Here is a 17804-nt window from a genome sequence, read left to right on the forward strand (position 1 = left end):
CATTGCCCATTGTGGGTAATGCTCATCTTGCTCAACAAGGCCTCCTACAGCCTCTCACTCGCACCTCCCGATTCTGTGCACTAGACGAAATGTGAACCATGTCCTCCACTGCTTTCGCTTCGCGTTCTACCCCTCGACCTTCTCGCCGCCTCGCCCTCATTGCCGCGGCCGGCGCCTTCGCCGTCGCGTTCAGCGGCGTCGCCGTTGTGCCGGCCAGCGCCGCCGTCAACACCGTCACGGTCGCCGTGCCGGCCGGTAGCAAGGTCTCGAGCGACCTCGGTACCATTCCGGCCGACGCCGCTTCCGTTGACGTCATGTTCGACACCACCGCTGCCGCCCGCACGGACATCAAGGTTCTGGTCGGCCCGGAGTACACGCAGCGCTACTACTTCACCGCTCCGGTCGGCGATGGCCCCGAGCGCACCTACACGGTTCCGGTCACCAGCAAGTCAGACGGAACCATTGTCGTCGCCAGCAGCGACGCTAACGTCAAGGTCGAGATGACCGTCGTCGGCTACACCAAAAAGGTCGTTCCTGCACCGACCCCGGCTCCGGCACCCGCCCTGGCTCCCGCCCTGGCTCCCGCCCCGGCTCCGGCACCTGCCCCGGTACCTGCGCCCACTCCGGCACCGGCTCCGACCGCGGTGCCCACCGGCACTATGCTGATCGGCACAAATACCGGTGTTCCCGCCGGCACCGTGCTCAAGGTCGTCAACGGTGACATCAACGTCACCGTCCCCGGTACCGTGCTCAACGGCCTCGATATTCGCGGTCTGGTCAAGATCAACGCCGCCAACGTCACGATCAAGAACTCGATCATTCGTGGTCGTGCCGACAAGCCCGGCGTACTCATCAACAACCTGGGTGGCTTCAGTAACCTGGTCGTGACCGACACTGAAATCTTTCCCACCGTCATGTCGAACAATAACCACGGGATCTACGGTTATAACCTCACCGCGACCCGTCTGAACATTCACAACGTGATCGACGGCATCCACATCACCGGCAGCAACGTGACCGTGCAGAACTCCTGGATCCACGACCATGCACACTACGCGCAGGACCCGAACCACGGCGGAACGCCCAGCCACGACGACGGCATCCAGGTTCAGGTCGGCAACAACATCAAGGTCAACGGCAACCGTCTGACAGGCGCTTACAGCGCCGCCGTGCAGGTCACGCAGGACCGCGGAAAGGTCTCCAACTTCAGCTTCACCAACAACTACGCCGACGGCGGACACTGCACGGTGAACATCGCCCAGAAGACCTACGGCCCCCTGGTCGGCACCGTCATCAAGGACAACACGTTCGGCCGTGACACCGACAACTTCAACTGCGGTATCGTCTCGTCGACCACGACCATCATCGACCACGCCCGCAACTTCTTCACCGACGGCACCGCCGTCACCATCCGCAAGGGTGCCTAAGCCGCAGTACTCCCCACCCAGCTAGCTCCCACCAAGAATTCCCTCGCAGGAAACCAGGCGGGCCCCACGTGCGCAGCACGCGGGGCCCGCTTTTTTGCATGTCCAGCGCGCCGAGTCAGGCGCCGCGCCGCGCCGCGGCGGACCCGGTCCTGGTCCCGCCCGTTCATCGCAGGCCAGCCGCACCACTGCGGGCCTCGCTGACAAACGCGACACCACCTCGAACCCGGCCGCCTCGAACAGCGAGAGTGACCCTTGGTAGAGCTCCGCCGCCGACACCGTGGCCTTCGCCGTCACATCCACCGGGTAGCCTTCGAGCACCCGCGCCCCCAGTGATCGTGCCTGCTCCACGCGCCCACGCGCCCACGCGCCCACGAGCCCATGAGGACGAATGGACCCGGCAGCTGCTCGTGTTCCTGGCGAAGTAGCTGAACCCAGGAGCGCCCGTCACTGACACGTGAAAAGCCCGCGTCGGCTTGCCGATCTCAGGACTTGATTCCTCTAGATCATCACGACGTTGTTGATCACGTTTGCGGCACTCCGGTGCATCGGCTCCTGGTGCGCCCGGGCGTGCTCGCGGAGGCTCTCGAAGGCTTCATCCATATGGATGTTGTTGCGGGCGGCGATGACGCCTTTGGCCTGCTCGATGAAAACCCGGCTGGTGTGTGCACGCTGCAATTGCGCATTCACCGTGGCATTTTTCGAGCCGAGCGTTCGTGAAGGAGACTGATGGTCGCGACGTCTGCCAGTGCCTGCCCGATTGCGGAGTCTTCACTACTCAGGGCGCCTATTCGCGTTCGAAACAGATTCAGTGCTCCGATGGTGTTGGGGCGAAAGCGCAGGGGGATGGCATCCACGGATTGGAAACCCTGCGACAGTGCCGCCTGAAAATTGGGGTACCGACATCCGTCCGCCGCAATATTGCTCAGCGTGATGACGGCGCCGGACCGATACGCGTCGACGCAGGGACCTGCCCCGGCCTGGTGGTGGAGTACCCCCACGAGGTGGCTCTCCTCACTCGTAGCGGTAGACCTGCAGGTTGCCGTTTTAATCAGCCAGTAGAAGGCCGGCCGCGGTGGCGTCGAGCAACACCACACATTGATCGATCAGAGTGCGCGGGAGACGCTGGTGGCAGATTGCACGACCAGAGTGCGGGGCACCAACCGGAGGAGGCTCCGACTTCAAGGCCCACAACGACCGCGAAAGTCGATCGACCTATTCTCCGCAAGAGATCAGGCTGCGGAGCCAGGTATGAGCTTCTCTGCACGATAGCGGTCGAATAGGGACGTGAAGGAGTCGATCGTGCGGTGGTGCGGGGTGAAGCCTGCGAGGCGGCTCTTGGTGATGTCGGTGAACACTTCGATGGTGCGGCCGAGGTCGGCGTCGGTGTGCCACCAGGACGCGATGCGCCCCAGATCGGACTCGACGAGGCCGTGTGCGGTGGCGACGTCGGCCCAGACCGGCTCCATGCCGGCCATCTGCACCTCGAGGGGACGCGGCTCGTTCACAAAACCTTCCGGAATGACGTCAAAGTAGGCGGCGATCTTCGGCCACATTGCGCGCCAGCGAAAGACATCGCCGTTGACGACATTGAATGCTTCGTTGGCCCCGGCATCCGTTGTCGCGGCCCACACCATCTGCTCGGCGAGGATGGTCGCGTCGGTCATGTCGGTGACGCTGTTCCACTGGGTCTCGCTGCCGGGAAACACAAAGGGAATGCTGAGGTGCTTGCACAGGGACGCCTGCGCGGCGAGGGTGAGTCCCATGTTCATGAGGTTGCCGACGGCATGGCCGATCACGGTGTGCGAGCGGTGCACCGACCAGGTAAACCCTTGGCGAGCGGATGCCGCGAACAGCTCGTCTTCCTGCGCGTAGTAGAAGTTCGCCACATTGAGGCGCGGTTCGTCTTCATGAAAGGGGGTGTCGGGCATATTGCCCTGTCCGTAGGCCTCGAACGGGCCGAGGTAGTGCTTGAGCCCGGTGACGAGGGCGACGTGGCGCACCGGCGCGTGGGCGAGTGCGGCGAGGAGGTCCCGCACCATGCCGGCGTTCACCTCGATGTTGAGTTCCTCGGTGTCCTGACGTGACCAGGCGGCGAAGAAGACCTGTTCGGGGTTCTCGTCGGCCAGTGCGCGCTTCAGGTCGGCGGCGGAGCGCAGGTCCGCCTGGATCCAGCGCACCCCGGGTAGGTCGCGGCCGCTGCGGCGGGCCAGGGCGAGAACCTGCCAGCCCTGGGCGGAGAACTGGTCGACGACGGCGGATCCGGTGATGCCGGAAGCCCCGACGACGAGGGCGGTGCGGGTGTGGGGCTCGGGTGAAATAGTCATTATTTTGTGTAACCGTGTGGTGTGGGAGGTATTCCTCACGCCATGGCAGCCCAGTTTGGGGACGACGTTGCCGGACCGGAGGTGGGGCCACGACCGCCGCCGGCGGGCATCCGTTTCTGAGGTGAGGCAGGCAACTACGTCGACGCGTCAACTAGACACGCGGCGCTGGGCGTTCCTCCGCGACGACGTCTGGTCTGTTTCGCTTGAGCAGGCCCGATATTTTGAACACGATCCCGACGATGATCAGGCCAAGGATCAGGCCGAACACGGCCGACATCGCGGTGTCGGTGACCCAGACGACGATGGGGCCGGCAGCTACGATGGCGTTCGTGACGGCGTGCAAGACGTCATAGGGGCCGTGCCAGAAAGTCTCGGCGAGGTTGACGATCACCAAATGGCCGCCAACCCACAGCATTGCGACCGTACCGATGATTCCGATCATTCGGAACGCAGCGGGCATGGAGGCCACGATGCGCGCGCCGGTGCGTCGCACTCGCCGTGCGGGGTTTTTCATCAGTGACAGGCCGATGTCGTCGATCTTGACTAAGAGCGCGACCGCGCCGTAGACGAGCACGGTCATGCCGAGGCCGATCACCACCAACGCGCCGAGCGTCATCCAGATGCCGAAATCGGGGTCGAGGCTGGCCAGCGCGATCAGCATGATCTCGGTGCTGAGGATGAGGTCGGTGCGAATGGCGCCGAAAATGAGTTTGCGCTCATCCCGTGATTCGGCCTCGTCGATGGCGTGATGCGCGCCGAACCATTCGGTGACTTTCTCCGCGCCCTCGAAGCACAGGTAGGTGCCGCCGAGGATGAGCAGCCAGGGCAACACCCAGGGCGCGAATGCGGACAGGAGCAACGCGAGCGGGATGATGATGACGAACTTGTTGAACAGACTGCCGAGGGCGATGCGCCAGACGACGTGCAGCTCGCGCGCGGGTGATAGCCCCTGAACATATTGCGGGGTGACGGCTGCGTCGTCGATGACGACACCGGCAGTCTTCGCGCTCGCTTTGAGAGCGGCGGTGAGTATGTCATCGACGACGGCAAGCAGGCCGACCGACATGTGGTTCTCCTTGGCTGGGGGCGCCCAAGTGAAGGGCGCCGACAATAAAGTCCAGAGTACCGTGGGGGAGGTGGGTGCGAGCCGTGGCAATTCGGCATCCGCTCTTAAAATGGGGATGCTGCTCCGGACGGAGTGACCGTTTCGCACAAGGCCGAGTGGAACCGGCACGTGCTCGCGTTTGAAATCGTTGAATGTGATCCGAACGCGCATGGTGCTGCGCATGCTAACTGGACAGCGATACCAGCGCGGTCCAGGTTTTCCCGAAGTCGTCGCTGGCAGCGATGCCGGTGACGTCTGCGACGAGGATCCAGGGCGAGGAGCCGCCGACGACGGCGAACGCTTCGGGGGCACGTCCGGTCGTTCCGGTTTGCGTCCACGTCTCGCCGTCCAGGCGCCAAACTGCGCCGCTGGGATCCAGACCGACCAATCCTCCGCCTGCGTTGGCGTCGACGGTGTCCAGCAGGAGCAGCACGGGGGCGCCAGGCATCGCGCTGAAGGTGCGACCCACGTCGGTGCTCAGCAGGACGCCTTCGGCGGTCGTGGCGTAGAGCCGTTCGGCCTGAGACGGATCCGCGCTCAGGTCGCGGAGTGCAAGGTTCGCTCCCGCTGTCCAGGTGAGGCCGGAGTCGTCACTGATAGAAACGTTCCCGGCGCCCGCGTCGTACCCGTAGACGCGCAGGGTGCCGTCGTCGAGGGGGACGGCATCCAGATCGTGAAAATCAGTCTTGCCCGCCAGCGACAGGGCCGTCCAGGATGAGGCGCCGTCCGTGCTGGAGATGAGCCCCAGGTTGGGGAGCGCCAGGTCGCTGGGTTCGCTCGGATCTGGGTGACCAGACGCCAACAACTGCCCGGGCGCGGCCACGGTGAAACCCATCGTGTCCTGTGCAAGGCCGGCGATCTGTATCGGCTGGGTCGTGTCGGCTCGTGGCGCTCCGGCCAGATAAGTGTCGGGCAGCATGCCGGTCGGGATGAGCCACACCCCCTGGTGGGTGGCCGCGTAGGTATCTCCGGTCAGGGGATCGGCGCCGAGGCCATGCACGTGCTCGACAGCGTTCGCCGTCGAGTTGGTGCTGGGCGTCGAATCCAGATTATTAGTGGAACACCCCGTAAGGATGATAAGGCCGACGAGCGATACCGACAGGGCCGGCATTCGGCATTGTGATCGGTTGAATTTAACCAAGAGTGACTCCGCGAGTGCTCATGAAGGGTTGTGGATTGACGCGGGCACCATTGACGCGTGTTTCAAAGTGCACGTGACAACCATTGGACGCACCCGTCGTTCCCACGAGAGCGATGGTGGCGCCTGCGGAAACCTGTTGCCCGGTGCTCACGAGCAGAGAGCTGTTGTGCGCATAACCGGTTTGGGTTCCGTCACCGTGGTCGATGAGGACCCAGTTGCCGTAGGAGCCCAGCCAGCCGGCGTAGCTGACTGTTCCAGCCGATGCGGCCGACACATTCTGCCCGCAGCCCGCGGCTATATCGGTTCCATAGTGGAACGCACCGACTCCCGCCACCGGTTTATTGGGTCGAGCCCCATACGCTGAGCTAATCCAGCCTGACACGGGCAAGGTCCAGCCCTGTCCGTTGGGCGTGCTGCTGCCGCCCGCAGGCCTGCTCGCTGCTGCGGCCGCCGAAGCGGCGGCCGCAGCAGCCTGGGCGGCGCGCGCTTTCGCGGCGGCAGCTTCGGCTGCCCGTCGGATTTCTTCGCCCGCAGCGTAGTCGGCTTCCGTCGCGGCGCGATCCTCGGTCAGAACTGCTAGCTGCGCCTGTAGAGTTGCGGCAATTTCCTGCTGGTCGGCCAGTGCCGTCTCCACCCGGATGCTCGCGGCCATCGCGTCGGCCAACGCGGTTTCAGCCGTCTCGGCTAGCGCGCCGAGCGTCTGCTGTGCGACCTGGGCCTGATCCGTGAGCGATCTGGCGGAGTTTGCATCAGCGGCGGCGGACTCATAGACCACGCTCATCCGCTCGGTCAGCTTGCTCATGGAGCCAAGCTGATTCAAAAGGTCGCTGGCGCTAGGCCCGTCTAAAAACAGCGACAACGACAGGTCGCTGTTTCCCGACCGAGCGAGCATGGCCGCCAGCCGGCCGGCCTGTTCGCCCGAAATGGCGGCGTCGGCCGAAGCCGCGTCGGCCTGGTCCCGCAAATTCGTTGCTCGCAAGGTCGCATCGTCGAATGCGTTTTGCGCCGCCTCGTAGGTGGCCGCGCGACGAGATGCTTCGGCACGCGCAGCATCCACTTCGGCGGTGAGGCCTGCGATCAGCCCGGTCAACTCCGTGACCTGCGCTTGTTTACCAGCTTCGGACGAACGTGCGGTTTCCACATCGGACCAGCTTGGGTACTCGGCTGCGCCGGCCGGCACCGCGACCAGAAGGAGCGACAGAACCGTCACTGCTACGAGAGCGAACCGAGCGCCAGCCCTGCGCCTAGCCAAGTGACACCCCTCGGGTGCTCATGAATATTTCCGCGTCGATGCGTTCACCGTCGACGCGGGTTTCGAAGTGCACGTGGCAGCCGCTGGATGCACCTGTTGATCCCACTACGGCGATGATTTCACCGGCCACGACCAGTTGACCGGCGTCGACGAGGAGCTGACTGTTGTGGGCATATCCCGTCTCGACGCCATTGCCGTGGTCGATGAGAATCCAGTTGCCATAGGAACCCTGATAGCCCGAGGTGACAACTTTGCCTCCGGTGGCCGCGAAGACGGGCTGGCCGCAGGGTGCGGCTATGTCGGTTCCGTTGTGGAAGTCGCCGACACCATCAACGGGTTTGTTCGGGCGAGAACCGAAGGGACTCGATATTCGGCCCAGAACTGGTAGAGCCCAGCCTTGGTCGCTGAGCTGGCCCGGACTTAAGCTGGCCCATTCCCCATTGCTGGCGACTTCGGTGTACGAGGCCGGTGCGGGTGCTTCCGTGATGGTGTATCCGTCGCGTTCGATGAGAACGGATGCCGTCCCTTCCGCACTGAGGCTTTGTAGCTCGTCCGCCGGGGCGGCGCTCGCAGCAGCGGCTTGAGGTGATTCTGTGTTGACCGCCAGCGCGGGCAGGGACGTGCTTATTGCGAAGAGAGCGATCATCGCCATGGCGCTTCCGGCCGCAGCGCGCTGGCGCAGCGGGATCGAACGGGGTACAACTTTCGCCGCTGGCGCAGTTTTCCAGGGGTCAGAGCGACCCGCGCGCAGCATGCTCTCCATGGCGCGCAAATCGCGTCGTGACATTGGTGGAATGGCGCCGGGAAGGCGGGGCGCTGTGGCGACGTGACCGGTGTTATCCACGTAGTACCGCCCCCGCGACGCGCAGCAGAGAAAGAATTTGACGGCAATGCATACTTGTGTCCTTGCAGGTCATTCAGAAAACGAACGGTGGGTTCCACCGGCGGGTCCTCCGGAGAAGGACCCGCCGGACGTGCCGCTCTAAAGCGAGGCGAGGAGCTTAGCCATTTTGTCGATTTCGGCCGTCTGCGTCTTGACGATGTTGGCGGCCAGCGCCTGCGCATCCGCATTCTCCCCATCATCAATTTCGAGCTGCGTCATCGCGACAGCGCCCTCATGATGCACCGTCATTTGTTCCAGGAACAGGGTGCTGGCCTCTACCCCAGAGGCATCCTGCAGCGCCATCATGTCGTCGTCGGACATCATCCCGTCAGAGCCGCCGCCCATGCCGCCCATGCCCGACATGCCGTTTTCATCTTCGCCCCATGCCGTCAACCAGTCTTTCAGCTGCGTGATCTCCGGTTCCTGAGCGGCCTTGATCTCCGTCGCGAGGTCGATCACGCTTTCATCAATACCGTCCTTGGCAAGGAGGTCATCGCTCATTTGAACGGCCTGCTCGTGATGGGGGATCATCATCTGCGCAAAGGTCACGTCGGCGGAATTAAATGCCGCTGTGGTTTGGCTGGCGGAGGGGGCTGCTGAATCGGTGGCGGGACTGCCGCCAGCGCATGAGCTGAGGGTGAGAGTGGCCGCGAGGGCCACAGCCACATACAGAAAAGTTCGTGGTTTAAACATTGTTCATCCATTCGTCGTAGGCAGTAGAAACCGAGTGGCCGCAAGCACGGCAAAGCTCCGAAGTCACGTGCTGGCTCGGAACTACATCACGGTCTAAACGCGACAGATGGAGAGAAGAGTGAGGCTGGGGCGCTGAACCGGCAGGACGATGGTGCGCCAGGAGTTCGGGAGGATGCTGCCGGCGTCGAGCAGGCGCCGATAGGTGGCCGGAAGCCGAGTCAGGAACACCAGGGCGACGAGCGTGAGGAGCAGAACGCAGGTCATCGCGAGAAGGGCGCAATCAAGCATCCCGCCCAGGCTCCCCGACGAGATCGAAGCAACGACGGGAGCAGCCATGACAGTACCCATTCCCATCACCGAAGATTGTTGCTCAGACACAGTCGATGAAGCAGCGGGCGGCGTATGCATGGCATGCCCGGTGGCCTCGGAATGAATGGCGAAAACGGCGAAAAGCAGCGCGGCGAGAGCGAGCAAGGCGACGAAAGGCGACAAAGGGGCGGGTGCAAAGATCCGTTGTGCCGCGCGATCCCGTGTCATTTCACCTACTTCATTACCTACAGCCAAGATTGAACTGCCAATGTCTTCCCTCGCAGAATACCCCACGGCGCGCTGTGAATCCTGAATGCCAGTCGCACGCGAGCACGACTGCGGGCGGTGACGGCGCTTTCTGCGGACGGCACGGGCAACGCTTCAGGCAGCCACCGTTGATTCCACCTGTGCCAGAGGTGTCGTCGGAGCGGACCACGTCCGAAGCGCAATGATGCCGGCGAGTATCCCTATGCCGGCGAGCACCCCTGCAGTCGGTGCTAGACCGAGCACGGCACCGAGTATCCCGGCGAGAGGATAGGTGACGATGAAGCAGGCGTGCGAGAGGGAGAACTGTGCGGCAAAGACGGCCGGCCGATTCGTTTCGTCGGACGAGCGGCGCAACAGCCGTGCCGACGGCGTCAGGATAGACGAGGTCGCGGCACCGAGCACGAACCAGATCACGAGGAGGCCAGACCAAGTTAAAGGTGTTGCCGGCGCGACAACAATGCCGGCGAGGGATAGAAGCCCGACGGGCAGCACCGCACAGCCGAGCAGCATGACGTTTCGGTCGTCAAAGCGCTCGAGTACCCGTGGAAGCGCGAGCGCGACGAGCATGGACCCGAATCCGTAGCAGGCCAGAGCGAGGGCGAAGTCAGACTGAGCACGGCCGAAGTGGCTTTGCACGAGTACGACGGTGTTCACAATGACCATGCCGGTCGACGTCGCGACGACCATGTTCATGGCGAGCAACGCGCGCAATTCCGGTGTGCGCCAGAAGACGCGTACGCCGCGGGTGAGGCGGTCCAGAAATGGTGTTGGAGTGGCGACCCGGTGCGTAGGCAGGGTGGTTGTGAGCACGAGCAGGGCAGAACCCACGAATCCGACGACAGTCCCCACGAAGAGAGAATGGTAACTGATCACGGTCAACAGGGCGGCGGCCAGGATGGGGCTTAGAAGCGATTCGAGGTCGTAAGCCAGTCGCGACAGCGACAATGCCCGGGTGTATTCACTTTCATCCGGAAGCACAGCCGGAATCAGCGCTTGGAATGCCGGGGTGAAGGTTGCGGAGGCGGCTTGCAGCACGAAGATGAGCACGTAGATCTGCCAGGCCTCGGTGACGAACGGCAGCGAGAGCGCGACGATCGCGCGCAGCACATCAGCTGACACCAGCAGCATCTTGCGCGGCACGTGCGCCGTCAGGGCGGAGATCACCGGGGCAATACCGACATAGGCGAGCATCTTAATGGTCAGCGCGATGCCGAGCACGATGCCGGCGTCGCCGCCGGCCAGGTCGAAGGCGAGCAGGCCCAATGCCACGGTGAGCAGTCCGGTACCGATCAGCGCCACAATTTGCGCGCTGAACAATCGGCGGTACGTGCGGTTTCGCAGAACCTCAAGCATGAGCGCTCCCGTCGACTGCGTCAGTAGCCCGTTCAAGCGGATGCCGGTGGTGTGCCGGTGTGCCCTCGACGGCATGCTCGGCCTGGAAAATCGCATCCGCAACGAGCTGGCGGGCATGCTCATTGGCCAGACGGTAGAACACCCGCGTGCCCTCGCGGCGGGTCACCACGATGCGCCCGAGCCGCAGCTTTGCGAGGTGCTGGGAGACTGCAGCTTGAGACTTGTCGACTGTTTCGGCGAGCTGGTTGACCGACAGCTCTGTGTCGCGGAGGGCCAGAATGATGCGAATTCGCGTCGCGTCGGCGAGCATGGCGAAGACCTCCACGGCCAGCTCGACGTACTCCCCATCCGAATCAAGCGTGCACGTCTTCTTATCTGCATTTATATGCAGATTATTGCACATGCATCCTGTGTTGCGATTGAGGCGCTGGACCGGGTGAGATCGGTGGTCCAACCCGCGGGCGAGACGCTGGCGGCCAGCTATGGCGTTGGTTGGCGGGCCCGTCGCGGCGCGTGTCAGCGTCATGAAAACGATGGCCCGCAACCCGGTCCTTAACACTTCCCCTACAGGGTCTCTTAGCCTCGATCCACCGGTCGAGTTGAGGTTGTGGCGGCGCGTTAAAGCGAGAATGCCTGTCGGATCAGGAAAAATAAAACTGACTTAGGGTTCAATTCGATCGCTCCGAGAGGCACCTCGTAGATGCAACTTTTCCATACTTCGAACCGTTTGTCGGCCGCAGGGCTGGTCCCGGCGCTGGCTCTGGCGGTGAAAACGGCTCTCGGGGAGCTCGTCGATGCCCGGCTGAGCCTGCCCAGCTACTTCGGCGCGAACGCCGGATTGAAAGTCACCGCGTTGGTCGCGGGGATGCTCGCCGGCGCCGAGGAGAAGGTGATCACGGTCGTTCTCCAGACGGGCATGCTGAGGCTTCGCCCGGCTGCATCCTGAACTTTGCAGTCTGAGTGCACGCCAATGCGGCGGAGGGGTAGCGGAGCTCCTCCGCCGCATTCTCGTCCCGGCGGCATGATCAGCGCTGGGGGAGCGCACCTGGATTCAGTCGAACCGGTTAGTGGCCAAGCGTCGCAGGGCGAGGGCGAGAGCCAGACGCACGCGTCCGCGGGGAGAGCGCGGGTCGAACCCCAGGGCGTCTGCGAAACCAGCCGCCTTGGCCTGGACGGTCGAGTGGTGGAGTCCGACTTCCACAGCGACGGCGCGCAGGCTGTCGGTATCTGCAATTGACTCCAGAATTGCGGCAGCGCGCGGCTGTGACTGCACCAAAGCTTCCAGCGCGATCAGGTCGGGGGAATCATGCGCACGCCCGTCCGTTGCATCGGCGAGAAGTAACATGGCTCCGAGTTCCTCGGCGTTCACGACAGGCTCGCGCTCCGATGAGAGCCGAAGCGCGATCAAAGCGGATGCCCAGGATCGGTCGAGCGCGTCGGGCGGTGTCGAGATCCCGATCCCGGCGCGTTCGGTTGGCTCCACGACTTCCATGATCTCGGTAGCCTGAAGGCCCGCGCGAATGGATCCGAAGTCCGTGCTGAGAACGACGCTGGGCCCACTCAGTATCGTGTCCTCCGGAGTGGCGGAAACCCGGTAGAGCGTGCGGGGCACCAGGCGCAGTCGGTGTGTAGCCTCGAGGCGGGCTTGTGGCGTTGACTCTGAGTCAATGATCACTTGCAGGGCGCGCCGCGTCGCAGCGGCAGGAGATGTTCGCTCCCATGCGATCCCGAGTGCAATGGCCAAACGTTCGAGGATCATGTCGTCGTTCGCGTGAGCTGATCCCTCGCGTTCGATCCAGGCCATGCCGCCGCCGAAGGAATGCGACGGCCATCCATCACGGGTGCAGGGTTCCAAAGCGCGAACCCCCGAAGCGTCGATGCGCAGGACGGCGTCGTCGGAGCTGAAGCCGGCAGCGCATCCGCTTAAAATCGCGGCCCCCCGCAAGATGACCTGTGTGCTGGCGTGGCCGGCGACGAGGGCGTCGAAGTACGCGATGACCTTGATGGTTTCGGTCGCCTCGGCGTCGAGAGCCGTGAGACGACCCACGAGTTCCTGCATCTTCGCCACTCATTTGGGTTAGTCGTTGTGCCCACAATAACAGTCGACGCCGACGGGAAGGGCGGGCACAACGATGTCTTTACGCGCCGAGGATGCGGTGTAACCAGGCGACGCGCGCCGCTCGCGCCTCGAGGGACAGAGCTGCCTGAGGCGCCATCGCGTCGAAGCCGTGGAATCCGCCGGGCCAGACGTGCAACTCCGCAATACCTCCTTGTTCCCAGATTTTCGTCGCATAGGCGACGTCTTCGTCACGGAACACCTCGGCCGTCGCGACGTCGATAAAGGTTGGCGGAAGATTGGTCAGGTCGGTGGCGCGGGCCGGCGCGGCATAGATAGATACGTTTTCGGTCCTGCGTCGATCACCGAGCAGGGAGTCCCAGCCCGTGTCGTTGCTCCCGCGGTCCCAAACACCGAATCCGTCAATCTGGTGGCTCGAAACGGTTTCATTGCGATCGTCGAGCATGGGATAGATCAGCAGCTGACCGGCGAGGGTCGGAGTGCCGAGGTCGCGCGCTTTGAGGGCCACTCCGGCCGCCAGTCCGCCACCAGCGCTGGCACCACCGATGACGATTCGGTCGACGTCGATACCGAGTTCGTCAGCATGATTGGCCATCCAGGCGAGTCCGGCGTACGAGTCATCAACGGGGTAGGGGTCGGGATTCTCCGGCGCCAGACGGTACTCGACCGACACGACGACAGCATCGAACTCCATAACCCAGGCGAGATACTCGTCAGCGCCCGTGAACCGGTCGCCGATAATCATTCCTCCGCCGTGCAGGTGATAGATTCCGGGGCCGCCGGCGACATGATCGGTGCGGGAGAAGATCGATACGGTCAGGTCTGGTGCACCAACCGGGCCGGGAATGGTTCGCTCCTCATGGCGGATCGGACGGTCTCCGATGATCTCGTTGATCGGCGTCCCGAGCAGGCCGCCTTGGCGAAAGGGAACGATGAGTTCCGGGGTGATCGTCGGTGGCAGCATTTCTCCAATGACGGCAAGAACAGCGCCGAGTTCGACATCGAACGGTGGAGCGGGGTGGGTTGCAATTGTCATGTGGACCTCCATTGGTCTCGGTCACGGCTTTGTGGCCTGACCCGAGTATGCCGCCTGTCGCCAAGGCAACGGGACCGCCGTCGATACGCATTTGCGTTCGGTGTACCCGCCATGTGGCGGACCAGACTCGATCGCGTAGAACGGACCGCTCTCCCGGTTGTTTCTCCCCGTCGGGAAATCGAGTCAAGAAGATGAGCAGTCAAATGGAAACGAAAAGTCTCGGCAGATCTTGCGATCTTCAAGGACTTTTGGTGGGCCGTTCGCAAAACCCAGCAGGGCGCGGATCGCGGGGGAATCGGGGAACGATTTTCCTCCGCACGGCGCGCGATTTTCCTCCAGTTCGCAGAAATTAGCACTCACCGCTTCGCGGGGATTCGGATGACCGCAGAGCGTCGCGCAGCCCTGCACGCCCTCATGAACCGCCGGTAATCACCTCGCTGTGCACGGATTGTCATTGAGTGCTGGCAGCAAATTCTCGATGATGCGGCCGTCGACACCGCATCGAGCATCCAGGCCTTTCCCGGCCGCAAGGCCCACGTAGAGGGGCAAAGATTTGGCCCAGGCCGGGAACCGACGGGGTGAAACGGTGCGAGCGTGCCTCGCATGAAATCCTCGCGCCTCTGCCGGACATGCCTCAGTATGAGAGTTGTGACCGACACCCAGCGCGAAAAGCGGATGCGCAACCTCGTTGCGCTCGTCGGCGACCCTGTGCACCGCTACCTGCACCGACGCACCGACGCCGCGACGGCCGACGATGTGATCGGCGACACGCTGCTCGTGTGCTGGCGCCGCCTCGACGAGGTGCCCGACGATGCCCTCCCCTGGGCGATCGTCGTCGCTCGACAGTGCCTCAGCAACGCCCAACGCGCCGAGCGTCGCCGCACCCGTCTCATCGGCCGCATCATCGCGATCGACCCGCCGGCGGCCGTTGCACACGAGAACCCGGCAGCATCCACCGTCGATGAAGGCACTGCCGTGGCGGCCCGCGTGACCGCAGCCCTCGCCGGCCTGCGTCGAGACGATGCCGAGATCCTGCGGCTGTGGGCGTGGGACGAGTTGACGAGCCCGCAGATTGCCGTTGTGCTCGGCGTCAGCGCGAACGCAGCGGCGATCCGGCTGCATCGCGCGAAGGCGCGCCTCAAGCAGGAGCTACTGAAATCGGGCCACCCGACCGGACATGTACCTTACGACGAAGGGAGCGACGATGCACGACGATGACCGTGCGCTGCGCGATCAGCTGCGCGCCGCCGATCCGACCCGCGCGCTGCCCCCTGCCTCGCCGACGTGGCTCGACCACAGAATGGAGCAGATCATGACCGACCAATCCGTCACCACCCCGACTGTCACCCCCGAGACACCGCGACGCGCGTTCCGGCGGTGGATGCCGGTGGCCGGCGTTGCCGCGGGCCTCGCCATCGCCGCCGCTATTGTCGTACCCCTCGTTCTCGGTGGTCCGGAACCCACCGTCGAGGCGCTGCAGCCTCCCATGGGTGGAGGCCTCGCGAGCGGTAGCTGCCTCGTACTCGAGCCGACGACCGTCGCGGCGCAGGAGCAGGCGTTCGCCGCGACGGTGCTGCAGATCCAGGGCAACACCGTTTTGCTGGAGGTCACAGAGCGCTTTGTCGGCGAGGTCGCCGACCGCGTAGAGGTGGCGCAGGTCGACGCGACGACCTCCGATTTCTCGGGCGTGCCCTTCGCGGTCGGCCAGAGCTACCTCGTCGGCGCAGTCGATGGAACGATCACGGGATGCGGCGTGACCGGGGCCGACAGTGCCGAGCTTCGCGCGGTCTACGACGCAGCGTTCCCTGGCTGATCCAGGTCCGCGAGTGCGGCTGGCGGGAAAAGTGCGTGGAATCGTCCCATCTCATATCGGAACGTCACGGCGGTCAGTGCGACCGCTGTGACGTTCCCCAGGAGCACCACGACTCCGGCGGAGTGTAGCTGGGCACAGCGGCTGGTCATTGGAGTTGCGGCGATGACAAAGGACGAAAATAGAGGCTACATTTTTCATACTCTCGCCGGCAAGTGAGGCGGGTCTGACCCAGAATAACCGGCCGACAGCCCACCGCCTCAAATAACTGGCGGACGCTCGCGCAGCATCCCCTCATACCAGAAATCGCTCCTGAGAATCCTCAGGAGCGATTTCTTTTTGTTCCGACCGGGCCGTTTTGCGAACGGACTTTTGGTCGGGCTGACAGGATTCGAACCTGCGACCCCCTGCAGAATCGAAGGGGATTCGAACCTGCGACCCCCTGCAGAATCGAAGGGGATTCTGAACTCGACCGAATGTCTTCGAAACTCGCGGATTCCTTTGATTTTTCAGGGAACCGGGCGGTTCGCTTGATCTGAGTGTACGCGTTCAGGTTGGGTCGGCGACGGTTGATTTAGGTGGGTTAATAGTGCGCATTCAGCCAGGATAAATGTGAAAAGCTGATGCGAAGTGGCGCGAAAGACGTGACTGCGAAATAAAGTAACCGGCGTCGTGCACGGCTAAATAAATGAGCCGAAAATCGATCTTCTCGGGGCGGGAAATTACTGTGGCCGTTAGAGAAAGTGTCGACGGTGGGACACTGCGCCGCACCGCCGACCGCCCATTTTAGGCGTCCTTTAAATCGATGCCCTTGGTTTCCTTCATCATGAAACAGGCCACACCGGTACACGCGCAGAGAATGACGATATAGACGCTGGACAGCCAGCCAATATCCAGGGAGTTGAAGAGAGCGTTTAGATAGGGGGCGGTGCCGCCGAACACGGCCACCGAAATGGAATAGGCGAATCCGATGGCCCTGGTGCGGATTCTGGTCGGAAAATTCTCAGAGAGGATCGCCGAGAGCAAAGCGCCGGGGATAGCGACGATCACCAGGGCGATCGCCGAGGCGAGCAGGAGCGTCCACCCTGCAGAACCAATCATGGCGGTCAGTGGGACGGACAGCGCGATCATAAGAACGGCGAAGATCAGCATCATCGGGCGCCGCCCGACTCGGTCGGAAATCCATCCCCAGAGCGGCAGGGTTGCCAGAGCGATCAACTGGGCCAGCAGGGTCATCCAGAAGGCGGTGCCCGAGTCCATGCCTTTCTGGGTGATCGCGTAGGTGGAGGCGTACGAGGTCCAGGTGTAGTGAGCGGCTGTCACCCCGGAGGTCATGGCGATCATCAGCACGATTGCGCGCGTAACCTGGGCCTTTGGGAGCGGTGCCGGCTTTTCGGTGCCGGCCGTGTGCTCGTCGAATACTTCACTTTCGCCCATGTTGCGACGCATATATAGAGCCGCCAGGGCGAGGAAAGCACCGAGGATGAACGGGATGCGCCATCCCCACTCGGCCACACTGTCGTCGGGCATAATACTGGTCACACCGCCGGCGACACCGTAGGCGAGTACAGATCCGCCGAAGATGGCGATGAACACGGCACTGCCCCAGAGTCCGCGATGCCGCCGAGGCGCAATTTCCGCCACGTAGGTATAGGCGGTCGCGGTTTCTCCGCCGTGAGCAAACCCCTGGATGACCCTGACCATGAGCAGAAGGAGTGACGCCCAGGCGCCGGCATTCTGATACGTCGGCATCAGAGCCATGGCCAGACTTCCGCCAGCCATCATGAGCATTGTGGTGACCAGGACGAATTTGCGCCCGCGCCGGTCGGCGACCATGCCGAAGACGATGCCGCCGAGTGGTCGCATCAGGAAGCCGACGGCGAATACTCCCAGGGTCGAGAGGAGTCCGGAGATGGGATCGTCGGGATTGAACATGGCAGCGGCGATGAACGGCGCAAAGACCGCGTAGGCGCTCCACTCATACCATTCGAGAACGTTGCCGAGAGTGCTGGCGATTAGATCCCGCCGCTTCGACCGTTCGGTCACGCCGCTGGTTGGTCTGGCCGTATCGTTGTTGGTCTCGTCGATCTGGGTCATCAGAAAAGGCTCCTTTGCCTTAAGGTATTC

Annotated in this window: 18 protein-coding genes; 4 read left to right on the top strand and 14 right to left on the bottom strand. The window is 63.3% G+C overall.

The genetic code is table 11. The features are described from left to right. The first annotated feature begins 98 nt into the window (after nucleotides 1-98). On the top strand, nucleotides 99-1427 hold the full coding sequence (locus CXY80_RS19745) for a hypothetical protein (protein ID WP_199182265.1): 1329 nt from the start codon (nucleotides 99-101) through the stop codon (nucleotides 1425-1427). Nucleotides 1428-1925: 498 nt separating this feature from the next. Here the strand turns inward: CXY80_RS19745 and CXY80_RS12375 are convergent, their stop codons facing one another. The 11 genes from CXY80_RS12375 to CXY80_RS12425 all read right to left on the bottom strand — a co-directional run bounded on the left by CXY80_RS12375 (nucleotide 1926) and on the right by CXY80_RS12425 (nucleotide 11157). Beyond that, nucleotides 1926-2114 carry an ANTAR domain-containing protein gene (locus CXY80_RS12375; RefSeq protein ID WP_104132692.1) on the bottom strand — a complete coding sequence of 63 codons (189 nt, stop codon included), beginning with the start codon at nucleotides 2112-2114 and terminating at the stop codon, nucleotides 1926-1928. Then, nucleotides 2111-2521, bottom strand: a complete 411-nt coding sequence (locus tag CXY80_RS20775; protein WP_369828687.1) for a GAF domain-containing protein — start codon at nucleotides 2519-2521, stop codon at nucleotides 2111-2113. Before CXY80_RS20775 ends, CXY80_RS12375 begins: the two co-directional genes overlap by 4 nt. A 135-nt stretch (nucleotides 2522-2656) precedes the next feature. Then, nucleotides 2657-3751 carry an SDR family oxidoreductase gene (locus CXY80_RS12385; RefSeq protein ID WP_104132694.1) on the bottom strand — a complete coding sequence of 365 codons (1095 nt, stop codon included), beginning with the start codon at nucleotides 3749-3751 and terminating at the stop codon, nucleotides 2657-2659. Nucleotides 3752-3902: 151 nt separating this feature from the next. Then, nucleotides 3903-4817 carry a DUF808 domain-containing protein gene (locus CXY80_RS12390; protein WP_092452886.1) on the bottom strand — a complete coding sequence of 305 codons (915 nt, stop codon included), beginning with the start codon at nucleotides 4815-4817 and terminating at the stop codon, nucleotides 3903-3905. 223 nt (nucleotides 4818-5040) lie between these two features. Then, nucleotides 5041-5967, bottom strand: a complete 927-nt coding sequence (locus CXY80_RS12395) for a hypothetical protein (RefSeq protein ID WP_104132695.1) — start codon at nucleotides 5965-5967, stop codon at nucleotides 5041-5043. A 22-nt stretch (nucleotides 5968-5989) separates the two neighbouring features. Continuing rightward, complete coding sequence (locus CXY80_RS12400; RefSeq protein ID WP_092452893.1) at nucleotides 5990-7207, bottom strand: M23 family metallopeptidase; 1218 nt, start codon at nucleotides 7205-7207, stop codon at nucleotides 5990-5992. 34 nt (nucleotides 7208-7241) lie between these two features. Then, complete coding sequence (locus CXY80_RS12405; protein WP_104132696.1) at nucleotides 7242-8036, bottom strand: M23 family metallopeptidase; 795 nt, start codon at nucleotides 8034-8036, stop codon at nucleotides 7242-7244. A 195-nt stretch (nucleotides 8037-8231) separates the two neighbouring features. Beyond that, nucleotides 8232-8825 (bottom strand): DUF305 domain-containing protein, encoded by a 594-nt coding sequence (locus tag CXY80_RS12410; RefSeq protein WP_104132697.1) that lies wholly within the window; start codon nucleotides 8823-8825, stop codon nucleotides 8232-8234. A gap of 93 nt (nucleotides 8826-8918) precedes the next feature. Then, a complete protein-coding gene (locus tag CXY80_RS19155) occupies nucleotides 8919-9173 on the bottom strand; it encodes a hypothetical protein (RefSeq protein ID WP_146070728.1) in 255 nt (84 codons plus the stop codon). Between the two features lie 342 nt (nucleotides 9174-9515). After that, entirely contained in the window at nucleotides 9516-10754 is a 1239-nt protein-coding gene (locus tag CXY80_RS12420; protein WP_104132698.1) for an MFS transporter, read from the bottom strand. After that, nucleotides 10747-11157 (bottom strand): metalloregulator ArsR/SmtB family transcription factor, encoded by a 411-nt coding sequence (locus tag CXY80_RS12425; protein ID WP_104132699.1) that lies wholly within the window; start codon nucleotides 11155-11157, stop codon nucleotides 10747-10749. The genes CXY80_RS12420 and CXY80_RS12425 overlap by 8 nt, the downstream gene beginning before the upstream one ends. Nucleotides 11158-11520: 363 nt before the next feature. On the opposite strand from CXY80_RS12425, the gene CXY80_RS20780 reads away from it, so the two are divergent. After that, a complete protein-coding gene (locus tag CXY80_RS20780; RefSeq protein ID WP_369828688.1) occupies nucleotides 11521-11700 on the top strand; it encodes a hypothetical protein in 180 nt (59 codons plus the stop codon). 105 nt (nucleotides 11701-11805) lie between these two features. On the opposite strand, the gene CXY80_RS12435 is transcribed toward CXY80_RS20780, so the two are convergent. Both CXY80_RS12435 and CXY80_RS12440 read right to left on the bottom strand, forming a co-directional pair. Further along, nucleotides 11806-12822, bottom strand: coding sequence for a hypothetical protein (locus tag CXY80_RS12435; protein ID WP_369828689.1), 1017 nt, complete (start codon nucleotides 12820-12822; stop codon nucleotides 11806-11808). 70 nt (nucleotides 12823-12892) lie between these two features. Next, a complete protein-coding gene (locus tag CXY80_RS12440; RefSeq protein ID WP_104132700.1) occupies nucleotides 12893-13867 on the bottom strand; it encodes an alpha/beta hydrolase in 975 nt (324 codons plus the stop codon). A 648-nt stretch (nucleotides 13868-14515) separates the two neighbouring features. On the opposite strand from CXY80_RS12440, the gene CXY80_RS12445 reads away from it, so the two are divergent. Both CXY80_RS12445 and CXY80_RS12450 read left to right on the top strand, forming a co-directional pair. Then, nucleotides 14516-15085: an RNA polymerase sigma factor gene (locus CXY80_RS12445; RefSeq protein WP_104132794.1), complete on the top strand. Its 570-nt coding sequence runs from the start codon at nucleotides 14516-14518 to the stop codon at nucleotides 15083-15085. Then, nucleotides 15072-15680, top strand: a complete 609-nt coding sequence (locus tag CXY80_RS12450) for a hypothetical protein (RefSeq protein ID WP_104132701.1) — start codon at nucleotides 15072-15074, stop codon at nucleotides 15678-15680. Before CXY80_RS12445 ends, CXY80_RS12450 begins: the two co-directional genes overlap by 14 nt. Before the next feature lie 783 nt (nucleotides 15681-16463). Here CXY80_RS12450 and CXY80_RS12455 read toward each other — a convergent pair. Beyond that, a complete protein-coding gene (locus CXY80_RS12455; RefSeq protein ID WP_092451396.1) occupies nucleotides 16464-17774 on the bottom strand; it encodes an MFS transporter in 1311 nt (436 codons plus the stop codon). Nucleotides 17775-17804: the final 30 nt, after the last annotated feature.

It is taken from the genome of Cryobacterium sp. M91, assembly GCF_002929615.1.
Taxonomy (GTDB): Bacteria; Actinomycetota; Actinomycetes; order Actinomycetales; family Microbacteriaceae; genus Cryobacterium; species Cryobacterium levicorallinum.